General features: G+C 71.0%; 20 protein-coding genes. 6 read left to right on the plus strand and 14 right to left on the minus strand.

Annotation, left to right across the window (positions count from 1 at the left end):
- Together ABT085_RS23405 and ABT085_RS23410 are read left to right on the plus strand one after the other, a co-directional pair.
- A partial coding sequence (locus tag ABT085_RS23405; RefSeq protein ID WP_502982786.1) for an aggregation-promoting factor C-terminal-like domain-containing protein occupies window positions 1–168 on the plus strand: 168 nt, incomplete at its 5' end.
- A 229-nt stretch (window positions 169–397) separates the two neighbouring features.
- Window positions 398–2,323: a lamin tail domain-containing protein gene (locus ABT085_RS23410; RefSeq protein WP_351611143.1), complete on the plus strand. Its 1,926-nt coding sequence runs from the start codon at window positions 398–400 to the stop codon at window positions 2,321–2,323.
- A 246-nt stretch (window positions 2,324–2,569) separates the two neighbouring features.
- Here ABT085_RS23410 and ABT085_RS23415 read toward each other — a convergent pair whose 3' ends face one another.
- The gene (locus ABT085_RS23415) at window positions 2,570–3,793 is read right to left on the minus strand and encodes an RNA-guided endonuclease InsQ/TnpB family protein (protein ID WP_351611146.1); all 1,224 of its coding nucleotides are present in this window, start codon (window positions 3,791–3,793) and stop codon (window positions 2,570–2,572) included.
- A 492-nt stretch (window positions 3,794–4,285) separates the two neighbouring features.
- Here ABT085_RS23415 and ABT085_RS23420 point away from each other — a divergent pair, with 492 nt between their 5' ends.
- Window positions 4,286–4,987, plus strand: coding sequence for a hypothetical protein (locus ABT085_RS23420; protein ID WP_351611148.1), 702 nt, complete (start codon window positions 4,286–4,288; stop codon window positions 4,985–4,987).
- Between the two features lie 99 nt (window positions 4,988–5,086).
- Here ABT085_RS23420 and ABT085_RS23425 read toward each other — a convergent pair whose 3' ends face one another.
- The 3 genes from ABT085_RS23425 to ABT085_RS23435 form a co-directional block, all read right to left on the minus strand.
- Entirely contained in the window at window positions 5,087–5,785 is a 699-nt protein-coding gene (locus ABT085_RS23425) for a nucleotidyltransferase domain-containing protein (protein ID WP_351611151.1), read from the minus strand.
- 178 nt (window positions 5,786–5,963) lie between these two features.
- The gene (locus ABT085_RS23430) at window positions 5,964–6,626 is read right to left on the minus strand and encodes a lysophospholipid acyltransferase family protein (RefSeq protein WP_351611153.1); all 663 of its coding nucleotides are present in this window, start codon (window positions 6,624–6,626) and stop codon (window positions 5,964–5,966) included.
- Between the two features lie 207 nt (window positions 6,627–6,833).
- Entirely contained in the window at window positions 6,834–8,738 is a 1,905-nt protein-coding gene (locus ABT085_RS23435) for an SMI1/KNR4 family protein (protein WP_351611156.1), read from the minus strand.
- A 150-nt stretch (window positions 8,739–8,888) separates the two neighbouring features.
- Here ABT085_RS23435 and ABT085_RS23440 point away from each other — a divergent pair, with 150 nt between their 5' ends.
- Window positions 8,889–9,302, plus strand: coding sequence for a DUF6086 family protein (locus tag ABT085_RS23440; protein WP_351611158.1), 414 nt, complete (start codon window positions 8,889–8,891; stop codon window positions 9,300–9,302).
- Between the two features lie 123 nt (window positions 9,303–9,425).
- Here the strand turns inward: ABT085_RS23440 and ABT085_RS23445 are convergent, their stop codons facing one another.
- Window positions 9,426–10,304 (minus strand): hypothetical protein, encoded by an 879-nt coding sequence (locus tag ABT085_RS23445; protein ID WP_351611160.1) that lies wholly within the window; start codon window positions 10,302–10,304, stop codon window positions 9,426–9,428.
- 406 nt (window positions 10,305–10,710) lie between these two features.
- Here ABT085_RS23445 and ABT085_RS23450 point away from each other — a divergent pair, with 406 nt between their 5' ends.
- A complete protein-coding gene (locus ABT085_RS23450; protein ID WP_351611162.1) occupies window positions 10,711–11,199 on the plus strand; it encodes a DUF6023 family protein in 489 nt (162 codons plus the stop codon).
- Window positions 11,200–11,683: 484 nt separating this feature from the next.
- Window positions 11,684–14,365 (plus strand): AfsR/SARP family transcriptional regulator, encoded by a 2,682-nt coding sequence (locus ABT085_RS23455; RefSeq protein WP_351611165.1) that lies wholly within the window; start codon window positions 11,684–11,686, stop codon window positions 14,363–14,365.
- Window positions 14,366–14,473: 108 nt separating this feature from the next.
- Here the strand turns inward: ABT085_RS23455 and ABT085_RS23460 are convergent, their stop codons facing one another.
- The 9 genes from ABT085_RS23460 to ABT085_RS23500 form a co-directional block, all read right to left on the minus strand.
- Complete coding sequence (locus ABT085_RS23460; RefSeq protein WP_351611167.1) at window positions 14,474–15,823, minus strand: NADase-type glycan-binding domain-containing protein; 1,350 nt, start codon at window positions 15,821–15,823, stop codon at window positions 14,474–14,476.
- Entirely contained in the window at window positions 15,820–16,377 is a 558-nt protein-coding gene (locus tag ABT085_RS23465; protein WP_351611170.1) for a phage tail protein, read from the minus strand. Before ABT085_RS23465 ends, ABT085_RS23460 begins: the two co-directional genes overlap by 4 nt.
- Entirely contained in the window at window positions 16,378–18,324 is a 1,947-nt protein-coding gene (locus ABT085_RS23470) for a putative baseplate assembly protein (protein ID WP_351611172.1), read from the minus strand. It abuts the gene before it with no gap.
- On the minus strand, window positions 18,321–18,734 hold the full coding sequence (locus tag ABT085_RS23475; RefSeq protein WP_351611175.1) for a GPW/gp25 family protein: 414 nt from the start codon (window positions 18,732–18,734) through the stop codon (window positions 18,321–18,323). Before ABT085_RS23475 ends, ABT085_RS23470 begins: the two co-directional genes overlap by 4 nt.
- A 7-nt stretch (window positions 18,735–18,741) precedes the next feature.
- Window positions 18,742–19,023 (minus strand): PAAR domain-containing protein, encoded by a 282-nt coding sequence (locus tag ABT085_RS23480; protein ID WP_351611177.1) that lies wholly within the window; start codon window positions 19,021–19,023, stop codon window positions 18,742–18,744.
- 139 nt (window positions 19,024–19,162) lie between these two features.
- Window positions 19,163–21,034, minus strand: coding sequence for a VgrG-related protein (locus ABT085_RS23485; RefSeq protein ID WP_351611180.1), 1,872 nt, complete (start codon window positions 21,032–21,034; stop codon window positions 19,163–19,165).
- Window positions 21,034–21,852 carry a CIS tube protein gene (locus tag ABT085_RS23490; protein ID WP_351611185.1) on the minus strand — a complete coding sequence of 273 codons (819 nt, stop codon included), beginning with the start codon at window positions 21,850–21,852 and terminating at the stop codon, window positions 21,034–21,036. The genes ABT085_RS23485 and ABT085_RS23490 overlap by 1 nt, the downstream gene beginning before the upstream one ends.
- Window positions 21,849–22,286: a phage tail protein gene (locus ABT085_RS23495; protein ID WP_351611187.1), complete on the minus strand. Its 438-nt coding sequence runs from the start codon at window positions 22,284–22,286 to the stop codon at window positions 21,849–21,851. Before ABT085_RS23495 ends, ABT085_RS23490 begins: the two co-directional genes overlap by 4 nt.
- Before the next feature lie 37 nt (window positions 22,287–22,323).
- Window positions 22,324–22,863, minus strand: a complete 540-nt coding sequence (locus tag ABT085_RS23500; RefSeq protein WP_351611194.1) for a hypothetical protein — start codon at window positions 22,861–22,863, stop codon at window positions 22,324–22,326.
- Window positions 22,864–23,039: the final 176 nt, after the last annotated feature.

Consider the following 23,039-nt stretch of genomic DNA (forward strand, 5'->3'; position numbering starts at 1 on the left):
GCCTACGGCCTCGTGCAGGCCCTGCCCGGCTCGAAGATGGCCACCGCCGGTGCCGACTGGAAGACCAACCCCGCCACCCAGATCAAGTGGGGCCTCGACTACATGAACTCCCGCTACGGCAGCCCCGCCCAGGCCTGGGACTTCTGGCAGACCCACCACTGGTACTAAAACCACCAGCACCGGGCGAACCCACCGCCCACCACAGGCACCACACGACAGAGCCGCTGCTTCACACGAAGCAGCGGCTCCGTCGTATCGGGTGGCGATGCGTGCCGGGTGTTCCAGTGGCCAGCAGGTGGCGTTCAGTTGGAGTACATGTCGTTTCAAGATCGTTTCATCAGAGTTCCTCCTCGTGCCTACCTCACATTCGCGTGCCGGCGTCACCTCTGTGTGCGCCGTGGCTTTGACGCTCTCAGGTCTGCTCGTCACCGGAATGCTGGCCGCTCAGCCTGCGGCTGCCGCGGACCCGGCCGGTTACCAGAACGTTCGGATCAACGAAGTCACCTCGTCGGGCAACGACACGGTGGAGCTGTACAACACCGGCTCGACCGCCGTGAGCATCAGCGGCTGGAAGATGTCCGACGACAGCTTCTCGGCGCAGTCCTTCAGCCCGTCCTCCGGCACTATCCCGGCCGGCGGCTTCGTCACCTTCAACTCGCCCAAGGGACTGGGCGATTCAGACAAGCTGGTGATCTACACGTCCGGGGGGACCGTAGTCGACCGCGTCGAGTGGGCGACGGACAAGGCGAAGCCGGCGATGGCGCGTTGCGGCGGCGACGGCACCGGCGCGTGGGTGACCGCGGCCTCGTCGTCCACGTTCGGTGCCGCGAACGCCTCCGGCTGCCCGTCGTCGATCCCGGCGGCGAGCCGGGTACGGATCAACGAGGTCACCTCGGACGGCTCCGACACCGTGGAGCTGTACAACGGCGGGACGAGCGCGGTCAGCGTCGGGGCGTGGAAGTACGTCGACAACGACACCTCCCACTCCGCGGTGTCGGTCTCGTCCTCCTCGCCGAGCGCGAGCAGCATCCCCGCGGGCGGCTACGTCACGTTCAACTCCACCATCGGGCTGGGCGACAACGACTCGGTCTTCCTGCTCGACGGCAGCGGCAACACCATCGACTCGGTGACGTGGGCGACCGGCGCCGCCAAGCCGTCCGACGAGCGCTGCGCCAACGGCACCGGCTGGTTCCAGACCGCCGCCACCGCGACGCTCGGCGGCGCGAACTCCTGCTCGGGCAGCACCGGCGGCGGCACGCCGACCGGCCAGCTCCTGGGCGGCGGTGGCTCGCTCACCAGCGGCTGCACCCCCGAGGCGCCGTCCGGCACGGGTTCGACCCCGACGGGCACCACGTCGTGGCCGGGCGGACTGGACGTCACGATCGCGGACAACGTCTGCGCGTTCACCACGTCCACCGGCCCCGAAGGCCGGGACGTGAGCGGCCTGGCGTTCGACCCGTCGAACCCATCCGTGCTGTGGGCCGCCAAGAACAAGAACTGGCTGTACAAGCTGGTCAAGAGCAACGGCAAGTGGATCCCGGACGCGACCTGGAGCGCGACCGGCAAGCAGATCCACTTCACGGGCGGCTCCGGGGAGCCGGACTCCGAGGGCCTGACGGTCGGCAGCAACGGCCACATCTACGTCACCTCCGAGCGCGACAACACCAACAACACGGTGCCCAAGGACACGATCCTGGAGTTCGACCCGGCCTCGACCGCGACGACCCTGACGCCGGTCCACCAGTGGGACATGACCTCGCAGTTCCCGCAGCTCAACACCGGAAGCAAGGACGATGCCAACCTCGGCTTCGAGGGCGTCGGATACGTGCCGGACAGCTGGCTGACCGCGAACGGCTGGGTCGACCCGCTCACCGGCGCCGCCTACAACCCGGCGAACTACCCGTTGCACGGATCGGGCCTGTTCTTCGCCGGCCTGGAGTACGACGGCTCGCTGCACGTCTACGGCCTCAACTCCGACGGCACGTTCACCACGTTCGGCACGATCACGACCGGCAAGGCCTCCGTGATGGACGTGACGTACGACGCCGGCACCCAGCGCCTGGTCGCGACCTGCGACAACACCTGCGGTGAGACCCACACCTTCATGAAGATCAACACGTCCGGCGCGATCGTGCCGGACGTGACCTACACGAACCCGGCCGTCATGCCGACCGACAACCTGGAGGGTTTCGCGATCGCGCCGACCTCGACCTGCAGCAGCGGCTTCCGCGAAGCGGTGTGGAGCGACGACGGCATCTACGGTTTCGGTTCCGCAAGCACCTCCTACGGACACGCCCTCTACAGCGGCACCTTCCCCTGCTGATCTCGCCGACCACGCAGAACGGTTCACCCACGGGGGCGCCCCCGAAGCAAGGCGCCCTTGCGGGTACGCAGTGATGAAGCTCCTGGCAGACGGGGTGACGGCCAAGGTCACCCGCCGGCTGCCAGGAGCTTCGTCGTATCCGACCCCGTCCAGCGCCCTCAACCTGTGAACACCGGACGCGGCTCTTGACTTGCTCCTCGGGCTGAAGCCCGAGGATTCTGGCCTTCTCTGCCGAATACTGTGCCGCTACGCGGTGCAGCTACCGGCGGAGATTCCGTGGCTTCCTGTTTCTTCGCGCTGTGCCGGGACGTGTCCTGGTCTTACCGGCGCTCCGCAGGCTGTTGCCGCCAGTCCGGCGGCCGTTTTGATGTTGAGTGCGGCGTTGTGGTCGCGGTCGTGGAGGGTGCCGCAGGCGGTGCAGGTCCATTCCCGGACGTTGAGGGGTTTGGGTCCGTCCACGTTGCCGCAGGTCGAGCAGGTCTGGGAGGTGGGCTCGAACCGGCCGATCTTGACCAGGGTACGGCCGTACCGTGCTGCCTTGTATTCCAGCATGCTGATGAACGATGCCCAGCCTGCGTCGTGCACGGACTTGGCCAGCCTTGTGCGGGCCAGTCCCGCCACCGACAGGTCCTCCACGGCGATCCCTTGGTTGTCGGAGATCAGCTTCGTGGAGAGCTGGTGGTGGAACTCGCGGCGTGCGTCGGCGACCTTCGCGTGGGCGCGGGCGAGCTTCAGGCGGGCCTTGGCCCGGTTCCTGGACCCCTTCTGTTTGCGGGACAGCTCATGCTGGGCTTTCTTCAGTTTCTTCTCCGCGCGCCGCAGGAAGCGTGGGGAGTCGATCTTCGTGCCGTCGGACAGGACCGCGAAATGGGTGAGGCCGAGATCGATGCCGACCCTCTGGTCGGTCTCGGGCATCCGTGCCGCGTCGGCGGCGGGGTCGGTGTCGATGACGAAGGAGGCGAAGTAGCGTCCGGCCGCGTCCTTGATCACGGTGACCGAGGACGGCCGTGCGGGCAGGGTGCGGGACCACTTCACCTTCACCGCACCGATCTTCGGGAGGCTCAGTCGTCCGATGTCGGTGATGCTCCAGCGGGCGTTGGCGGTGAACCGGATCGACTGCCGGTTGTCCTTTCGGGACTTGAACCGGGGCGCACGGATTCGGGGGCCCTTGCGGGTGCCTTTGAGGGAGGCGAAGAAATTGCGGTATGCGGTCTCGGCGTCGCGCAGGGACTGCTGGAGCACCACCGCGGAGACCTCGCTCAGCCAGGAACGTTGTGGTGTCCGTTTGGCGTCGGTGATCAGGCGCGTGGACAGCTCACCGGCCTTCGGGAAAGGCAGTTGGGCCTTGCGGGCGTCCTCACGGGCGCGGACCGCGTCGTTGAACACGACGCGGGCGCACCCGAACGCTTTCGCCAGCGCCGCCTGCTGGCCGGTGTCCGGGTACAGGCGGAAGCCGTACCTCAGCTGCATGCCCGTCACCCTACGCACTCGGGCTGGGGTTGATGTGCCGCAGATCGAAACCGGTCGGCACGGTGCTTTCGGAACGGATGTGCTCCTGGTCTGCGCTACCGGGTTTCGGCACGGGTGTTCACCGATGCCCATGTGAGACCGATGGAGGCGGGCCGGCAGTGCATCGGACAGCAGAACACCGGCCGGTATGAGCACCGCCGAGCCTCGCCGGGACCAGCCCTGCCGACGCTCCGTGGCGCAGCCCGAAGAACTGCGGTGTCCGGCTCCGCCGGACCTGAATCCGCGACGCTCCGCGTCACGACCATCGGATTCACTTCACCATCGGCCTGAAGGCCGATGCACTGCGAATGAGTTCCGGTAGCCGCCGGCGCGGCCCCGTCGCCTTCGTCCAGCCGCCCTTCGGCTCCCGCTCAAAGAGGGAACCGCGGTCCGGGACGGACTCGTGTCCTGGTACGGGAACGGGAAACCGGGCGATGTGCGCGAGGGGGAATCATGCAGATCATCGAGGTGACCGGATATGCCGTCCGATCTGCCGTGATCACCATGAGACGGAGAGGGCAGCCCCTTGAGTTCGTCATTTTCCCCATGGTGCATATAGCTTCGCCCACGTTCTACTCCCAGGTCCGCCTCAGGCTCCGCGAGTGCGACCTCATAGTCCTCGAAGGAATCCGAGGGAAGTCGATCGGAGTGACTGCCCTCACTCTTGCCTACCGATTCGCCCCCCGTCGGCGGCGCAACGGCCTGCAGGAACAGCGCGATTCGCTGCTGCTTCCCGAGGGCGTGCCGGTGATCAACCCGGATGTGACCGCCGCGGAGGCGATCGCGGACTTGAAGGCGCTGCCGCGTTGGACGTACTTGCTGCTCATGGTCGTAGCCCCGGTGATGGGCCTGGTCTTCGCGCTGCGCGGTCCGCGCGCCTTCCTCGATGAGGACCTGGTGGTCGAGGATCTGCCGTCGACGCTACAGGCGGAGCTGATGGCAGACCATCCAGTCGTACACGCGATGGCTGATCGGCGCGACCGGCAACTGCTGGCCGCGCTCGGGGAGATCCACACGCGACGCGGCGACGAGCGGATCCGGGTTGCCGTCGTCTACGGTGCCGGCCACGTCCCTGCGATCGTATCCGGGCTGATGAATGATCACGGATACCGGGCGCGAGAAGCGGAATGGCTTACTGTTTTCGTCCCCGCGTAAACCGCCGCGCGACCGCCGACGCCTACGACGAGGACGAGGACGAGCAGTTGACCGGTGTCCTCACATTTCTTGAGGGGCACCTCGGCCCGAAGCTCGCGCTCATCGGATGGCGTACCCGTCCCACAGCGGGCCGCCGGCCAGGTCCAGCACCTCTGTCACGGCCGCGGCGAAGCCCTTCGTGTCCCCGGCGATCGCCTGCGTGGCAGCTTCGGACAACGCCCGGTGCATCCCGGGGTCGGCCGCAGCCAGCCGTCGGGACAACCATTTGCCTTTGCCGAGCCAGTGCCCGCCGACCAGGAGGACCAGCTCCGACGCGCGCTGCACCATGTGCGCAACCAGGTACACCCGCTCGGCAGGGTCCGTGCAGCCACGCAGGTCATCGAGCAGGTCGGACAGGATGTACCGCTCGTAGTCCCGCTCGCGGTCCGAGAGTGGCGGCGGGCCCGCGGCCAGACGCTCTCGCGCCTCGTCCTGGAGCGCAGCGCCGATCCCGTCCGTGTCCACCAGCAGCATGCCCTCCGCGCACATGGCGAGCAGCGGCGAACTCCGCTTCGCGGTCTCCTGGTCGGCGAAGCCGTGCCAGGCTGCCTCCGTCTGCACGAACAGCTCCACCGGCCAGTCGCGGTACACCAGGTTCTCCCGGAAGGGGGCGGGCGGTCCGTCCAGGAGGACCACGATGTCCAGGTCGGAGGTGGTCGTCCGGCGGTCGGTGAGCACGCTCCCGGCGAGGAAGGCCGCCCGGGCGGCGGGAAATCGGTCCCGCACCAGTTCACGGGCGGTGAGTACGGGGTCATCCATGACCGCAGAATACGTGCCGCCGTCGTTCCCCCAAGGAGGCGAGCGCACCGCATCACAGCGGGCGGCTCCCACTTCTCATCACCCCTCGTGCGCTCCGCGGGCACCGAGGGATGCCGAAGCCCGCCGACAAGTGCTCTCTCTTCTGGGGGCTTTGGGTTCTGGCACGGGACGAGCAAGGCTATGCCGGGCGTGCCGCAGGCTCGGCGAGGTGCGCGGTCGCTGTCCGCCACGCAGTGGTCACCGCGGTGCGGGCCCTTGCCGTGCGCGATGTGCTGTCGCCGGTCAGAACGACGGGGGTGCCGACATGGACGTGCAGCCCGGGGCGGCGCAGCGGGGCGGTGGCGAGGCCTGCGAGCTGCTTGATCACGCTGCCCGAGGCGACGCGGCGGGCACCTGCCTGACCGACGGGCACGACGGGGGCACCGGTGCGCTCGGCGAGGCGGGCAAGGCCGGTGCGGAAGTCGCCCGGAGCCGCTTCGGCGGCGTCCTTGCGGCGGGGCAGGCCGCCCTCGGCGTAGATGAGCAGGTACCTGCCCTGCTCCAGGAGGTCGGCGGCCAGGTCGAGCGCGGCCGCGGCGCGGCGGTCGCCGCGGTGTACGGGGATGTGTCCTTCGCGGGTGAGGAAGCGGCCGAGCACCGGCACACGCCATAGGCCGGCGGCGGCCATGACGACCGGTTCGACGCCCAGGCGGTGCAGGGCGGCGATCACGATGGCGGGGTCGGCGAGTGAGGTGTGGTTGGCGGCGATGATGCTGCCCGGCGCCAGAGCGGTGCCGGGGTCGGTGGTCACCGACAGGCGGCCGAAAGCGGGCACCAGGATGTCGGCGATGCGGCTGAGCACGGAGCGGTCTCCCAATCTCGACAGCGTTGATCTCATTGTCGGAGGCGGGGTGTCTGTCCGGCCTGAGTCGCCGTACTCATCTTCCACCGCCTGGTGGGCCCCACGGATCGGGCCGGCCGGTGCGTTCGGTGCTCTGCTCACGGCCTTGCCCCGGCGCCGCGGTGACCGACGGGCGCGCCGTTCACCCGGCGCTGGGTCCATGAGGGTTCACGTCTTGTGCCGCACGAACTGGAGGTAGGCGTAGGCTTCGCCCGCCTGGGGTGCCCGGGCCCACGACCGGGTGGTGAAGGTGTGGAGCCTGCCGTGGGTGAGTGCGAAACGGGGCAGCGCGAGGCCGAGTTCGGTGTGCAGGGCTTGCAATGCGCTCAGCTCGCCGTCGCTTTCGGGCTCGTCCGGACGGAACAGCCGTACGGGATCGAGGGCTTCGGGAATCGTGCCGGAGCGCTGGATCTGGGTGCCCCTCACGGTGAAGGCGTAGAGTTCCTTGCCGTGTTCGGCCACCGACAGGTGGAACGGGGCCGGGTCGCCGCCCGGGAACGAGCCTTGTGCGTCACGCCAGACCACTACCGCCCGGCCGGAGACCGAGGCGGCCGCGGCGGGAGAGACGAACCGGTCGCCCAGGTGGCGGCTGCAGTGGCCGTCGAAGGCGAAGGCCCACCCTCCCCTGGTGCGGCCGGCGGCGACCAACGCCCGGTCCTCCCAGGGCTGCACGCCCTCGCGCTCATGGGCCCTGAACGCCGTCCAGGACGCCATGCGCATGTCCGCGGGCGGGCCCAGTTCCGCGCCTTCCTCCCCGATCAGGGCGGGCAGGCGGGCGGGGTCGACTCCTTCGGCCCAGACGCAGCGATATCCCTCGCGGCGCTGCCCGTTCGCCGCCGGCTCGGTCAGCCAGGCAAGGCCGGGCGGGTCGAGATCGGGCACCGGCTCGGGGGCGGGGCCCGTCTGCCCGGCGCGCGGCGTCGCGAGGATCTCCCGTCCGCGCTCCGGTGTGACCAGCGCTCCCAGGAACGGGTCGCCGAGCAGGCCGACCGGCGTGATCAGCAACGGACCGGGTGCCTGCCACAGCGGCAGCGCGTCGCGCAGCACCGTCCACGCGGCGTCCGTCGCACCCCAGCGGGCCAGTTCCCGGGCGTCGGCGACGGCCCTCCCCCACGGTCCGGGCGGCGCGTAGCGATGGGCGCCCTCCCGTATCGCGGCCAGCGTCTCCTCGGCCGTCCTACGGTCCACCCCACGCGCGGCCATCATCGCGAGCCAGCGCCCGTCCTCGTCCCCGGAGCGCCGCCGGTGGCCATCCGTCTGCGTCATGGCCTGCACGGGCAGGATCTCGGCCAGATAGTCAGGATCGGCCGCCAGGTAGCCGTAGTCCTGGAGCCTGCGCGGATCCAGCCAATGGCGCAGCTGGTCCAGCAGGACGGCACTGCGCGGCCGCCCGAAGGACCGCGCCTCCTCCAGCAGCGACAGGGCCTGTTCATACTGTCCGCGCAGGGCCAGCAGACGGGCCTGGTCCACATGGGCGTCCTGGGCGCGGGTGGTCGCGTTCACGAAGTCGGGCCGCTCCACCCGGTCACCGTGGAAGCTGCGGTACATGGCCTCCATATAGGCTCGGAACGACGGGTACCGGTCCGGGAGCTCACCGCTCCAGCCCTTGTACACATACAGCGCCCACTCGCCGTCCCCGTCGCAGTCGCCCGGGTCGAGCAGGGCGGACGACATGTCGGAGTCCGTCTCCAGCCGCAATGCCCGCTCCCACATCCCCGCCAGCCGCACCTCCTCCTCCCGCGGATCCTCGCCCAGACTCTCCCGGTACAACTCGGCCATGCCGTGCGGATCCCGGAACCAGTCGATGTCCGCGACGCCGCCGAGCTGATAGATCCCGGCCGTCTGCTCCACGTGCCAGCCGTCGCTCACCGCCAGGAACGCACGGTACGAAGGCGGCAGCCGCCGTCCCAGCCGCTCCTCCACCGCAGCGATCGCCGCTTCGTCGGCACCGGGGCAGCCCAGGACGACGGCGCTCTGCTCGCCGTCCCCCTCCCCGTCCTCGCCCGCACGCGGCACCCACTCCGCCTGCCAACGCCCCAAGAACTCAACCCAGTCGAAAGACTCACCACTCATGACCGGATCGTGTCACCCACCACTGACACACCACCCCAGGGGGCCCAAGGGCCACTCTCGCCCCCAGGCGGCCCAGCCACCCGGCCGCTTTCCGTGGAGGGCGGACCGACCGTAATGTCGACCTCCCATGACCAGCAGCGAAAGGCCGACGTGAGCCAGTACTACGACTTGGGCGACCGAACCCTGTGGAACCCGTCCAACGGAGCGTCGCGCCTGTTCATGAGCCAGGTCGCCGTCTATCAAGCCGAAGTGGGGCTGCCGTCCGGCATCGGCCCCATGGAATCTGATGAGTGTCAGATCGACCCCGTCGCATTCGCAGCGTTCGTCGACGCCCTGCTCGCCTGGCACAGCCGAACCAGGCACGCCGTCATGGCCACCGTGTCAGAGGGTTTCGTCGCCACGGTGCTGGCCCTGGCTGACATGGCGAATATCGAGGTGAGCTGGCAGACGGCCAAGCACGCCGAGAGCCACTACCTCGAGACGGCCTCCGATCCCTATGCAAAGGAGTGGACAGCCGCATTGCAGCAGAAGTCACGGGAGCTCGTCCGGCACATGGCGTCCTGATCCAACTGGGGGCGTGACGGGACTGCTGCCGCGCGGCGGTCAGCCCGCCCTTCATGGACAGCGCGCGTCGATGGTGATACCGCAGCGGACGACCAGCCGCCCGCCCCTTACGCCACCACGAGTTCAACCCCTCTGAGCGCTCTGCGCCCGGGCCCATCGGCGCCGATGCCGAACCACGAGCCGGCACGATTGCCCCAGCCGGCCGTCCTTGCCGCAACATACCGGTGCCAGCGACGGACCGGCTCCGCCTTGCTCATCCACCACACAACGCCGGAATCCGGACCCGCACAACGCGAACGCCGCCTCGGTACACCGGCCCAGCCCGGGTTCGCCCTGGGCGGGTCCGAGCAGCTCTGCGAGCCCTCCGGCATGCCGCCGGTTGGTCACCCGCGAGGACGACCGAGCTATCTGCACCCGGGTTGCCTCGTCGGCCAGCATCTCCCGGAGGACGGCCAGTGCCGCCGACCGCACCGCGTCGACCCGCTCGACCGCCCTCTCGACCAGGAACGGAACGAACTCGGGCCGGGGCGCCCGGCCCATCTCGGCGACGGCTGCCGCCCGTACGTACCCGTCCGGGTTCAGACTGGCCAGCGCCCAGTTCAGCGGCTCGCCACCGAGTTCGGGCAGCCCGCCGATCTCCCGGCGGCGGGCGTGGAAGAACAGACCGTCCATCAGCCGGGCGCACCCGCTCAGCTCGACGAGCACGCCCGCGGCCCGCCGCCCGCGCAGCGGCTCCGCCTTCTCGACCAGTCGCTCATGACCGGCGATGTCGTACCGGGAGACCTGCCGCGCGAAGTCGCCGATGTCGCGCACCACCTCCTCGGCGGCACGTCGACGCCACTCGAGAACGAGAAGTGCGCAACCGCCACCGAAGAACAGGAGACCGAGCGTGCCCGCCAGTGGTTCCTCGGTGATCCCGATGGCTGACACGAGTGCCATCAGTCCACAGCCCCAGAGGCCGAGGTGTTCGGACGCACTGAGCAGCCGGAAGCGCGAGAACATGTCGCGGACTGTACTGGAGGAGGCTCTTGCGGCACCTATGTCGAGGCAGGAAAGGCGCCAAGGAACCGCGTCGACGGGCTCATCAGCTCCTGGGGCCTGGTCGCCATCGAGGAGTTCGGCAACAGCGCGCTATGGGCCGGCCGGACGACGGACATCAACGACAGACAGGTCTGAAAGCAAACCAGCACTATTTCCGCAGGTTTTCAGCCAGTGGGTTGTGGGCGGCCGGGGCGATTCTCTCGAAGGCCAACACCAACGTCGATATCAAGACAGTGGCAGTGTCTCTGTCGCCATCGGTCACAAATGCTCCCGTAACATCAGGCGGCTGTGGCGGCGCCGAGATCGCTCACGGCTCTGCCACGCGGCCCACGTCCGAGACCGGTTGGAAGTACGGGGAGACCACTCCATGAACTATGTGAGGCCGCGAGCACGGCTCGCCGGATGTGTCGTGGCGGCGACACTGTTCCTGCTCGCCTCGTGCACGTCCGGCAGCGCCGACGGCAACGCCCCCGAAGGTCATCCGTCGCCCTCGGCGAGTGGGGTGTCGGCCGCAACTGAGGTGTCCGAGAAGAAGCCCGTCCAACAGGCTCAGGCGGCCCTGGCCGCCGTGAGCAGCGGGAGGATGGTCGAGGCCGGCGCGGAGCGGGTGACCGACGGCGTCCATACCGAGCCGAGTCTGAGCCAGGGCAGGACGTACAGGCTCAGCCTGGTGTGCGTCGGCTCCGGCAGTGCGCGGTTGACGTTCGCACCGGCGAGTACCGGCGCAGGGGCCGTGGTGCCGTGCGACCGGTCGGTGGTCCAGCAGCGGATCACTGTGCACCCGCCGGTACGCGTCGACGTCGATGGCACCAAGGGGTCCACCGGTGTGATCGCCTGGCGGATCGACGCTCTCTGATCCGGGAGGTCGAGCGTCCCGCTACGGCTGCTGGGGCGCTCGGACGATAGCGAACCGAATGAGACCAGCACCGAGCGGACGGGTACGGCCGATGGCTTCCCGCGCGGTGGGCACGGCCGACACCGATCAGGGCGGTTCAGCTGTTGCCCGGCTGTTCCCGGTGCCGGTCGCGGCCTGGGAAGTCGGCGGCCGTCCGTACGGTGGCGAGTCGGCCGTCCCTCCGGTCCTGAAACGGCATTCTCTTTGCCTTCGGCCGTTTCCGGGCGCCACGGATGAGGGAAAGCACGAAAATGACACCCTACGGACACACAAGCCCCACACCCCGTAACGTGTGAGGCATTGAAATATCAAAAGCAGCACAAAAGAAGAAATAGCCGAAACGGGACACTCATATCAGGGTGTCCGGTATACGGAGATTAGATATATGACGAGTCTTTTACCGGCTGCGCAGTCGACCACGTTCCGGATTCCGGCCTCCGAGACCATGTCCCGAGGCCGTCTGACCGAGCAGTTCACCCACTGCCCGTCGGGCATGGTGGTCGCCCCGCCCGGCTTCGGCAAGACCGCGTTGCTGGCGCAGGCGGCCAGGTCGCACCCGGGCCCGGTGACGTGGTATCAGGCCCGGCCCGGCGCCGACCAGCGGGAGTTGCTGACCGCACTCGGATACCCGCCGGACACACCGGCGGAGCTCGCCGGCGCGTCCGGTGCGATCCAGCAGATGTCGCGGCGCCGGGACACCGGGGGCGGCGAAGCGGCCGGGCGACTGGTCGTCATTGATGACATGCACCTGCTCTCACCGGCCGCGCAGGCGCTCGCGGTCCGGCTCGGCCAACTGGCACCGCCACACCCACTCGTCCTGATCGGAACGCGCCCCGCAGCCGGATTGCCGATGGCCGCGATGGAGGCGTCGAGCACGACGGTGGTGAACGCCGACGCGCTGCGCTTCCGCTCCTGGGAGGTCGAGCATCTCTTCCCGCGCCTCTACGGCACGGCTCTGCGCCCGGGAATCGCGGTGCCCCTGGTCCGGGTCACCGGCGGCCGGGCCGCGGTGCTGAGACTGTTCGGCAGAGCCGTGGCGGCCGACCCCGACGCGGCTCAGGAACAGATCCTGACCGACGGGCTGTTCGGCCGCGCATACCTGGAACGGGAGGTGCTCGCCCCGCTCCCCGACCGGCTCAGACGTTTCCTGACGGAGACCTGTCTGCTGAGCCGGCTCACCGCCGACACCTGCCACGCGCTCACCGGCCGGGCCGACAGCGCCGAGATGCTGTACTCCCTGGCTCACGAGCACGGGGTCCTGCGCGCCGCCGCGGACGGACAGACGTACGCCGCCGAGCCCCTGCTCCGCGCATGTCTACGCGCGCGGCTCCCCCATGCGCTGACCGACGTCGAACTCGCGCGGCTGCGCAGCCGGGCCGCTGCCGGTGGCGGTGGCCGTGGCGGTGGCGCTGGCGGTGGCAGCGATCGACAGGACCCGCCGTCCGCGGCGATGCGCCGTCGCGTCGGGACCGCCGACTGGGCCGACCCGCTGCGCGCCGCCGTCGCCGGCAACCCGGACGTGTTCCCCGGCCGCTCCGAGGAGCACGTCACCGGGGCCGGCTCCGGCAGCTCCGCCGCCCTCCTCGTCCAGGGCGTAGCGGCCGCCCTGGCCGGTGACGGGACGGCCGGCGACACCGTGCGCCGGGCCTTGGCGGGGGCGACGGAGGACGCCCTGGTCGTACTGTCCGGGCAGTTGGTACGGGTGGCGCTGGCCGTGCTGGCCCAAGGCCCGGCCGGGCCGGTCCCCTACCCCGAGCTCCATCGGATCGCGTACGACGCCGAACGGCTGGACCTGCTGTGGCTGAGCCGTGCCGCCCGGTGTCTGCTGGGCCTGGGGCCGCACCCCGAGGACGCCGGGCAGCCGGACGTCGTGCTGGAGGAGTGCATCCGTCTCGGCGACGCCGAAGGCGCGGCGCTCGCCGCGTCGGCCGTGTGCCTGCGCTCGGTGTGGCGGGGGCGCCCCGGGATCGGCGAGCTGGAGGAGGCCGTACGGCGGTTCCGGGCACTGGGCTGGGGCACGCTGGAGGCGTGGGCCCGCGCCGCCCTCGCCGTCGTGGAGGCAGCGCACGACCTGCCGGACGCGGAACCGCGCGCCGCCCAGGCGGAGGCGTTCGCCCGGTCGGCGGGTGTACCCGGCGCACGTGCGCTGGCCATCGGCGCGATGGCGATGGCGACGCCCGACGCGGCGAACCGGGCCGAGTTGCTGGAGGCCGCCTGGTCGACGGCCCGGTCCGCGCGACTGCCGGTGTCCGGGCTGCGCTCCTGGCTCACCGCCCTCGCGTCCCCCGCCGGACCGACCGGAGACGGCGCGACGGCGACCGCAAGACCCAGGGGCGGCGGGCAGCACACCACCGCATCTCCGCGCGCCCACGAAGCGCCGTCGGCGCCTGCTCTGACGGTACGTTGCCTCGGCGGCTTCGAGTTCACCCTGGCCGGGCGCGCGCACGACTGGGCCAAGCTGCGCCCCAGGGCGCAGGCGCTGCTGCGGCTGCTCGCCGTACGTGCCGGGCAGGCGGTCCACCGTGACCAGTTGCTGCTCGCGTTCTGGGACGGAGTGGCGACCCCGTCCACTTTGCACAACCTCCAGGTGACGGTCTCCAGTCTGCGTTCCTTCCTGGAACCGGAACGGCCCAGGGGTGGTTCGCGGCTCATCGCGCGGCAGGGCGACTCCTACCGGCTCGTGCTGGCACCCGGCGACGTCAGCGATGTCGCCGCGTTCGAGCGCGCGGTGCGCGACGGGCGAAGATCCCGGGCACAGAAGCGGCCGGAGGAGGCGGCCGACGCGTTCCGCACCGCTCTGGACCACTACGCGGGTGAGCTGCTGCCCGGGGACGGACAGGCCGAGTGGGTGGTCGTCGACCGGGAACGGCTGCGCCGGGAGGCGGCCAACGCAGCCGTGGCGCTGGCCGAGATACGCCTCGACCAGAACCGGCCCGTGGAGGCGGCCGAGGCGGCCGAGAGCTGTCTGGAGATCGACGGGCACCGTGACGCCGCATGGAGGGCGCTGATCCGGGCGTGCGACGCCGCGGGCCTGGCGGCCGACAGTGCACGGGCCCGTCGTGGCTACTCGGCGATGCTGGCCTCCCTCGGGATCCCGCCGTCCGGCATGCTCTCCCACCCGGTGTAGTGGCGGGCGCAGGGGCGCGCGAACGTCGCCCCCCCTGCTCCGTCGCGCATCGCGGACCGGACACCGTCACGAGGGGGACGCCCTGGCAGCAGGCGTCCCGGACCGACGTCACTGCCGCAGGCCGAAGAACTCGATCTCCAGGATCGCCGTGTGCCGGTTCTTCGCCTCGGCCCCGTAACCGGACCGGACGATGAACCGCACCGTGCTGACGTTCTTCCCTTCCAGGTCCAGCGTCTGCGGCCCCGGCTTGTCCTCCAGCTCGAGCTGCTTCTTCTCCACCTTGCCGCCCTGTTCGCCCAGTTCGACGTCGAGGACGGACGGCCTGGCCTGTTTGAGGAACTCGTCCTTGTTGACCGACACCCCGGTGTGGATGATGAGTTCCTTGAGCGTGACGGGCTGTTCGAAGCCTGCCTCCAGTGCCTCCCCCGTGCCCGCGCCGACCGACGCGGGCGCCCAGTAGGTGTTGTTCGCCCCGTCGAAGGCCAGGTTCGCCCCGTGGTTCTTGAGGTGGCTGGACGCCTTCGCGAACTTCGGGTTGACGGGGGTCGGTTTGGCCGTCTTGTTGCGGAGGTTGTCGATGAGGCTGCTCAGGTGGGGCCGGGCGAGGTAGCCGCCGCCGAGCAGCAGGACCAGCGTGATCGGGATCGCCAGGCTCGGTCGTCGCCATGCCCGGACCGGGGGACGCTGCCCGGCCGCGAGCGGGCGCGGCGGGCGGCGGCGGAACCTCCGCAGCAGTCGCGCCCACCACGAGAGCCGTTCCTCCTGCACCACGGCCGCGTCGAGAACGCCGCCGCAGCGAAGACAGAGCGTGCGGGTACGCGGGTTGGCCTTGGCGCAGGCCGGACAGATCAGGTCGTCGGCCGGGGGCGCGGGCGCGGGGGTGTCCTGCGTGCCCGGCGAGGCGGGCAGGTCGTCGGGGTCCGCCGGCCGCTCACCGGGCCGCCGTACGGTGCCGGAGGCGCCGCGTTCCGCCGAGGTCCCGGGCCGGACCGGTTCCGCCGGTCCGGCGGGGACAGACGGGACCGCCGGACTCGGGACAGTCTGCTCCGGCGCGGCACCGGGCGGCGGTGTCCGGGGCTGCGCGGGAACGGGTGCCGGGGTCTGCGGCCGGGGCGGCAGGGCAGCGGTCCGGGCGGTCGCCGGCTCCGGCCCAGTACCGGCACCGGCACCGGCACCGGCGGTCGCAGCCGCGGCCACCTGGGCGGACGTCGCGGAAGCGGCGGCATCCGGTGTCGCGGATCCCGGTGCCCCGGGACTTGGTACCGCCGGGCCGGAGACGGCGGGCTCCGCAACGGCCGCGCGCGGCGCCGTCGTCGTGCCCTGGCCGCCGCTCGCGGAGCCGGTACCGCTCTCGCTCTCCTCCCACTCCAGGAACTCGTTGCAGGAAGCGCAGAACGCCGCGTCCGGCGCGTTGTGGTGTCCGCAGGTCGGGCAGACTCTCCCGCCGGGGCCGCTCATGACGCGTCCTTGAGGGGCAGCAGTTCCGTTTCGTACCCGACGTGCGCCGGCACCTCACCGGCCACCAGCCGTCGTAGCCGCTCCGCGCCCGCGGCGTCCGGGTCGGCCACCCGCACCCGTACGGTGACCCGGGGCCCGGGGCCGGTCGCTCCCGGCAGGGCGCTGCGCGCCGTCTCGGACCAGGACGTGCCGCCCGTCTCCTCGATCTCCGCCTCCGTGCCGAACTCGTGCCGTACCGCTGCGGCGAGTCCGCCGCGCGTTCCGCGTCTGCGGTGCCGTTCCATCGCCCCGAGCACCGCGGCCCTGCGCTGTCCGGTCGGCTGGTCGGGGGCCGGGTCGGCGGCCACCCACTGCCCGGTCCACGCCAGGAAGTCCTCCGGGGCGGTGCGCGGGTCGAGGTGGGCGGGGAGGTTGTCGACGGTCAGCAGCACCGGCGCGAGCACGTCGTCCAGTGCCCCGAGGAACCGCTGGACGAAGTCCTCTCCCAGGTACACGGCGGGGAGCTGGTAGATGAGTGGGTGGGGCGTGGGCAGTCCCTCGACTGTTCCGCGCATTCAGGCCTCCCGCATTCGGAGTTGGTGCTCGTAGGAAAAGACGAGGGCGTGCGGGTCGAGCACGATCCTGGCGACCGGCTCGGCGCGCTGCCCGGTCACCGGGTCGGCCGGGAAGAGCCTGACGTCCTCGACGAGGTCGACGCCGGGCACCCGTTGGAGGACGGCGTACACCTCACCGGCGTGGATCGGCCGCCCGAACGGCCATCCCTGCCCGCTCGGGCCTCCGGTGACCGGGTTGAAGTACCCGTACAGGGCGGCCAGTGCCGCGGTGCGGACCGGTTCGGCGGCCGCACCGCGGGTCGCCAGTACGGACGCCACGACGGTGACACCCTGGTAGTAGGGCGGCTCGACCACCAGCCGGGTGCCGATGGGGCGGCGCTCGTCCAGGTAGTCGGCGAGGCTGCGCAGCGTCTCCCGCGGCGGCACCAGGTCGTCGAAGCGCAGCCGCCCCTGTGCGTCGCCCTGCACGGCCGGCACCAGCAGCAGCCGTACCCCGCCCTCCTCGCCCTCTCCCGCGGGTACGCAGGCGACCCGCGCCGCGTCCGGGGCGACCTCGCGGGCCAGCACCTCGTAGTCGCGCGGGACGACCGCCCGGTACAGGGTGCTCAGTGTCATGGGGCCGCGGACCTTCGCGCTCTCCACGCTCTCCCCGTCGACCCCGCCGACGGCGGCCCGCCGGTTCTCGGCGCGTGCGACGAACGGCAGTGAGGTACGCAGCATCCGCAGCGTTCCCCTGGCGACGTTGCCCTGACTGCCGCCGCCGGTCCGGTAGGAGCGGATCCGCACCGGGGTGCCCTTGGCCGGTACGGCGCCGTAGTAGCGGACCGTCCCGTCGGGCTCGCGGACGGCCGGGCCGAAGTCGATCCGGCCGGAGTTCGGGTCGAGCGTCAGGTGCCGGTCGCCGGGGGCCGAGCGGGAGAAGTCGTCGACGCGCTGCCACTGCGACCAGCCCGAGCCGTCCGCCACCTCCACGACGAACGGTTCGTCGCCGGGAACCACGGGCGGCCGGGCGACCTGGAAGGACTGTCCTGGTACGCCCTCGGACAGGCCCAGGACCTCGTCCGTCACGGTCTCGGCGTGCACCGCCTCGACCGTCGCGCCGATGGTGAAGGCCTCGGCCTCACGGATGGTCGGCGACTGCAGATAGGTGGGCTGGTCCGGCTCTGCGGAGATCAGCCGGCAGCGCAGCCAGCCCGCGGATCCGCGGGCGATCGTGGATGCCGCGTGGCCGGCCGGCAGATGCAGCACCACCTGGCCGGGACGGTTGAAGCCGCCGGTGGTGTCCTCCTCGACATCGCAGCGCGCCCACGCCGTGCCGTCCCACGCCTCCCAGCGCAGCGGCGGGCGCCGCGGGTCGACGCCGACGCCGTCGACCCGGCAGTCCAGACGCAGCACGACCACCCCGGTCGGGACGGGGTTGGTCAGGCCGACGTACACGGCGTCGCCGGGAGCGGGCTCGGGCCCAAAACAGGGCACGTCACGGCCGAGGGCGAGCTCCTGCGTACGGTCGGCGGCCTCGCCTCCGCCGGGGCAGGTCGCAAGCTTCGCCAGCCCGCACGGCACGACGGAAAGATCGCGGACGGTGGTGAACACCACCGCCTCCTCGGTCTCGGTACGTACGGTGGCGACCTCGGTGCCCGCGCTGACCCGGACGGTCTCGGGCTGCGGCGCGGACAGCCAGAACGTGACGTCCGTACGGGCCGCGGTGGGCGGGTGCAGCCGGACGCCGATCAGGTCGAGGAAGGCCAGATAGTTCTTCTCCGGCACCCGGTTGAGGCGGTACAGGAGCTGGTCGACCATGGTGGCGAAGGCCTCGATCAGGGTCACTCCCGGATCGGAGACGTTGTGGTCGGTCCACTCGGGACAACGCTGCTGGACGAATCTCTTGGCGTCGTCGACGAGACCCTGGAACCTGCGGTCGTCGAGATTGGGGCTGGGCAGCGTCACCGACCCGTACCTTCCTCGTGCGCGGGAATCACATAGAACGGGAACACGAGGTTGCGGGGGTCGTTCGTGCCGCGCACGGTGTAGCTGATGTCGATGTACAGCACGCCGTCCTCCACCGCGTCGAACCGGACGTCGATGCCCACGACCTCGATCCGCGGCTCCCAGCGGTCCAGGGCGAGCCGGATCTCGTAGGCGACCTGGCCCGCGGTGCCGGCGTCGGCGGGGGCGAAGACGTAGTCGTGGATGGCGCAGCCGAACTCCGGCCGCATGGGGCGCTCCCCCGGAGAGGTGGCGAGCACCAGCCGGATCGATTCCTCGATCTCCCGCTCACCGCGTACCAGGGCGATGCTCCCGGTGGCGTCGGTGCGCGGCGGGAACGCCCAGCCCGCGCCGACGAACTGCTGTCCCATCAGCCGTTCACCCGCCGATCAGGACGGTCGGGCAGCCCGCGATGATCGGGGCGCCGCAGGCGGCGGTGTCACCCATGCGGGCGGCGGGCCTGCCGTTGATCAGTACGGTGGGGCACCCCGGCGGAATGATCACGGACGGCGGGTGCACCGCGGGCGGCGGGAAGGCACAGATATGGGTGGTGCCGACGGTGGCGGCGGGCATGCCCCCGATGAGGACGGTGGGCGCGCCGGGCGGGCCGACCGTCCCCGGGTGACCGGTGGGGTCGCCGACGCGGGCGGCGGGTGGCATGGGGGAGGCTCCTTCTCGTCGGCTGTTCGCTGTTCGTCGTCGGTTCTTCGTCTGTCTTTTCGTACGGGACCGGTCGTGGGGTGTGCGCCCGTGCGGCCGGTGGCCGTGGTGACGGGTGTACGCGCCTGGTGACGCTCCGTCAGTTGATGCGGACCAGGCCCGCGTTGATCGTGCAGGTCGCGCCGCCCTTGATCTCCGTGCGCGCGGTGCCGTTGACCGCGACCTGGGTGCCCTTCACCTCCACTCCCCCGCTGGTCTTGAGTCCGACCTGGCCGCTGCCGCCGTCCACCTGGACGCCGGTCTGCGCGGTCACCTTCACCGACTTGCCGGTCAGTTCGAGGGTGCCGTTGCCCGCGTCCATCAGCGCGCCGTTGCCCGCCTTGACGGTGACCTTGTCCTTGGCGTCGATCTCCACCGTGCCGTCGCTGTGCACGATGATCTTGGTGCCCTTGCGGTCGAGGTCGATGGTGAGCTTGCCGTCGCCGGTGACCATCCGTACGCCCTGCGGGCCGGAGGCGTTGTCGAGCAGTTCGAGCTGGTTGCCGCTGCGGGAGGAGAACGTCCGCCGGTTGACCGCGCCGCTGGTGCCGTCGATCAGCTCGCCGCCGGCCGTGGACGGTTTGTCCTGCCCGTTGAAGAGACAGCCCATGACGTACGGGCGGTCGAGCCTGCCCTGCTCGAACCCGACCAGCACCTCGTCGCCCACCTCCGGGACGAACGCGGAGGTCCCCTTGCCGTTCTTGCCCCCGCCGCCGGAGGTCTGCGCGCAGCGGGCCCAGTCGCTGACGTACTCCTCGGACAGCCAGGGGAACTTCACCTTGACCCGGCTGAGCTTGTCCGGGTCCTTGGTGTCGGAGACGACACCGATGACGACCCCGTCCATCTCGGGGACCCGGCCCGACCGGCCCGGGGTGCCGCCGGCCAGCGCGGACAGGGAGCGTTCCTGCTGGCCGGAGACGGTCACCCAGGTCTCGTAGCCGCGATGGGCGTCGAAGACGTGCCGGGAGGAGGTGACGGTGTACCGGCCCTCGAACGGGGCGCCGACCCCGGACAGCGCGACCGCGCCGCCGGCCCGGACCTCGGGATTGCCCTGGATGGCCGCCTCCATCTCGGCGAACGACCCGGCGATCCGCTGCGCCAGCGCCTTGGCGACCTGCTCGACGCGGGCCTGTGCGCCGTAGGTGTTGTCGGTGACGAGGTAGTCGGCCTTGCCGAAGGGGCTCGCCGCGTCCGCCGGGGCGATGCCCAGCTGGACGGCGTCCGTCCGGCCCGCGTCCGCCGTGGCGACCAGGGCCTGCTTGGTCTTGGTGTCCCAGCCGCGCACCTGGACCTGGGAGACCTGCCCGGAGGCGGTCACCCCGGCACGGCAGCGCAGCAGGTTCTTCCCGAGCTCCAGCACCAGCGGGTCACGGTCGGCGCGGGCCGAGGAGCCGGGCGCGTCGGACGCCTCGGTGGGGCTGGTGACATGCAGGGCGCCGTCGATCACGAACATCTGCGCTCCGGCGTCCTCGGCCAGGTCGCGGAGGAACTCCCAGTCGGAGAGGTTCGCCTGGGCGACATGTTCGAGGACCGGGCCGGAGACGTCGATCTTCCCCGTCGAGAGCCCGGCCCGCTGGGCGACCCGGCGGCAGATGTCCGCGACGGTCATGTTCTGGTAGGCGGCGACCCGCCGGCCCCTGAAGAGCCGGTGCGACTTGTCCATGCCGCGGACCACGGTGAAGGTGCCGGTCTCGTCGAAGTCCATTTCCAGTGCGGTCACTTCGCCCTTGAGCAGCGGTTTGGGCGAGCCGCCCGCGCCGGACGAGGTCAGCAGCCGCGCCTCGGAGCCGATCTTGATGCCGGCCTTGTCGATCAGCACCCTGCTGGGGTCGCGGAAGCGCAGGACGAAGGTGTCGGGCAGCGTCCGGCTGTCGTCGACGTAGCCGTCCACGAGGCTGTTGGCGAGGTCGGCGGGCAGCCTGGTCCCGCCGATCTCCACGACCAGGACCTTGGCGACGGTGTCGTTGGCCATCAGATGTCCTTCCGTCCGCCGGCCGCCCCGGCGCCCAGGGGCTGCGGCGTCCCGCCCGGCACGGTGTCCAGTTCGTCGGCCGCGGGCAGCAGCAGCTCACGCCCCTCGGTCAGCCGCATCGGATCGTCGATGCCGTTGGCCTCGGCGATGGCCCGCCAGGCCCCCGCGTCGCCGTACTCGGCCCAGGCGAGACCCTGCAGCGTGTCGCCGGCCCGGAGCCGGTGGACCCGGCGGGCGGTGAGCGCGCCCGAGGTCGGGTTCTGGCCGGCCGTCTCCCCGCTGATCTCCTCCATCGTCACCTGGCACACCGCGCGGATCGGCACTCCGGACGTGGTGAACAGGGTGTACTTGACCTGGACCTGGCTGACGTAGCCGGGGAAGCCGGTGATGCCGCCCCAGTGGAAGACCACCCATGGCGGTGAGGATCGCTGCGCCTGCCGGGTCTCGTTGGTCGGTACGCAGCAGGCGAACAGGCTCTCCACCGCCTTGACGACACTGGTGTCCTGGGTGTCGCTGGCGTCGAAGAACATCTCGACGGTGAGCTTGCTGGGCTGCGGCCCCTGGTACTCCGGCGGGCCCGCGCTCTTGGCGCCCTTGGCGGGCGTGCGCTTCCAGGACGCCGACTTGCCCAGGCTGAGTTCCTTGGGATTGAACTGGAAGTCGATCCGGCCGCAGGGTCCGCCCGGGGTGAGGCTGCCGCCCGAGGGCGGGGTGCGCAGTTCGAGGTAGGCGTGCTCCAGCTTGGGCCGCGCGTCGCCGCCCGCGGCCGACGCCGACTTCCCGCCGCCCGCCGCGCTGAACGCCACGGGCCCGCTCATGCTCCAGGCTCCATCATGTAACCGTGGTGCGCGATCTCGATGGTCTCCGTGGCGACCTTGGGCGACTCGGGATTGAACGTCGGGCCGGTCCAGCGCACCGGCACCACCTCCAGCAGGCCCCAGCGGGCGACCATCACGCCGTCGCCGGTACGCGCCTCGATGTGCGCGGTCTTGCGGGCGAACCCGGTGGTCATGCTGGCGAACCACTTGGCCACCTTCTGGGTGTCCTTGGTCAGCGGCCGGGAGAGCTTGACGTTGGGGTACTTCAGACGCGTCGGCAACTGCCAGACATGGCCGTTGTTCCCGCCCTCCTCGCGGGGTTCGATCACCACCTCGCAGCCCAGCCCCTCACAGGTGTTGAACGAGCCCAGCTCGATCCCGTCGATCGTGACGACGAAGCAGACCGAGACCGCCGGGTCCTGGGTGATGGACATCCGATGCCCTGCCTTTCTGTCGGTACCGGGTGCTCTGTCAGTGCCGGATGTCGATCAAGGAACCGGCGCGTTCACGTTCGATGCGCAGCTCCGCCCTGAGCAGTCGGCTGAGGGGGGCGAGCAGCGCCCGGACGAGTTCGTCCGTGACCTTGGGCGCGCCCGTGCCACCTGCCTTCTCCGGGGTGTCGGCCGAGGCCGACGGGGCCGGTGGCGCCACCGCCGGTGGACCGTCCGGCTCGGGCTGCGCCGGCGGGTCGGCGGGCGGCTCGGCCGGCGGCGCGCCCTGTTCGGCGCGTTGCACGGAGGGTCCGGTGAACTCCACGGAGCCGTCCGGCATCCACCGGGCCACTCCGGCGGCGACCGCCACGGCCCCGGCGCTGACCTCGGGCGGTGCGGAGACCGACGGCGCCTGTCCCGGGAACGACGGGGCGGTGGGCACCGGCGGGGCAAAGCGGCGTACGGGCTGCGCGGCGACACCCGGAACCGCCGCGAGCCGCTGCAGCGGAACCGCGGGGCCGAGGTCACCCGGGCCCTGGAGCGCCTGGAGGTACGGCTGGGGGGCGGCGTCGGGGAGCACCGCACCTGGGGCGCCGGGGAATGACGGGGGGCCGGAAAGCCCCGGCCGGCCGGGTAGCCCGGGGCCGCCCGGAACACCGTAGGACGGACTTCGGGGAGACGGCGGATATCGACCGCACGGTCGGTTCCCTTCGGCGGCACGGCTCGGTGCGGCCGGGCGCAGTCGGCCGGCGCCGT

The organism is Streptomyces sp. NPDC002265 (genome assembly GCF_040296125.1).
Taxonomy (GTDB): domain Bacteria; phylum Actinomycetota; class Actinomycetes; order Streptomycetales; family Streptomycetaceae; genus Streptomyces.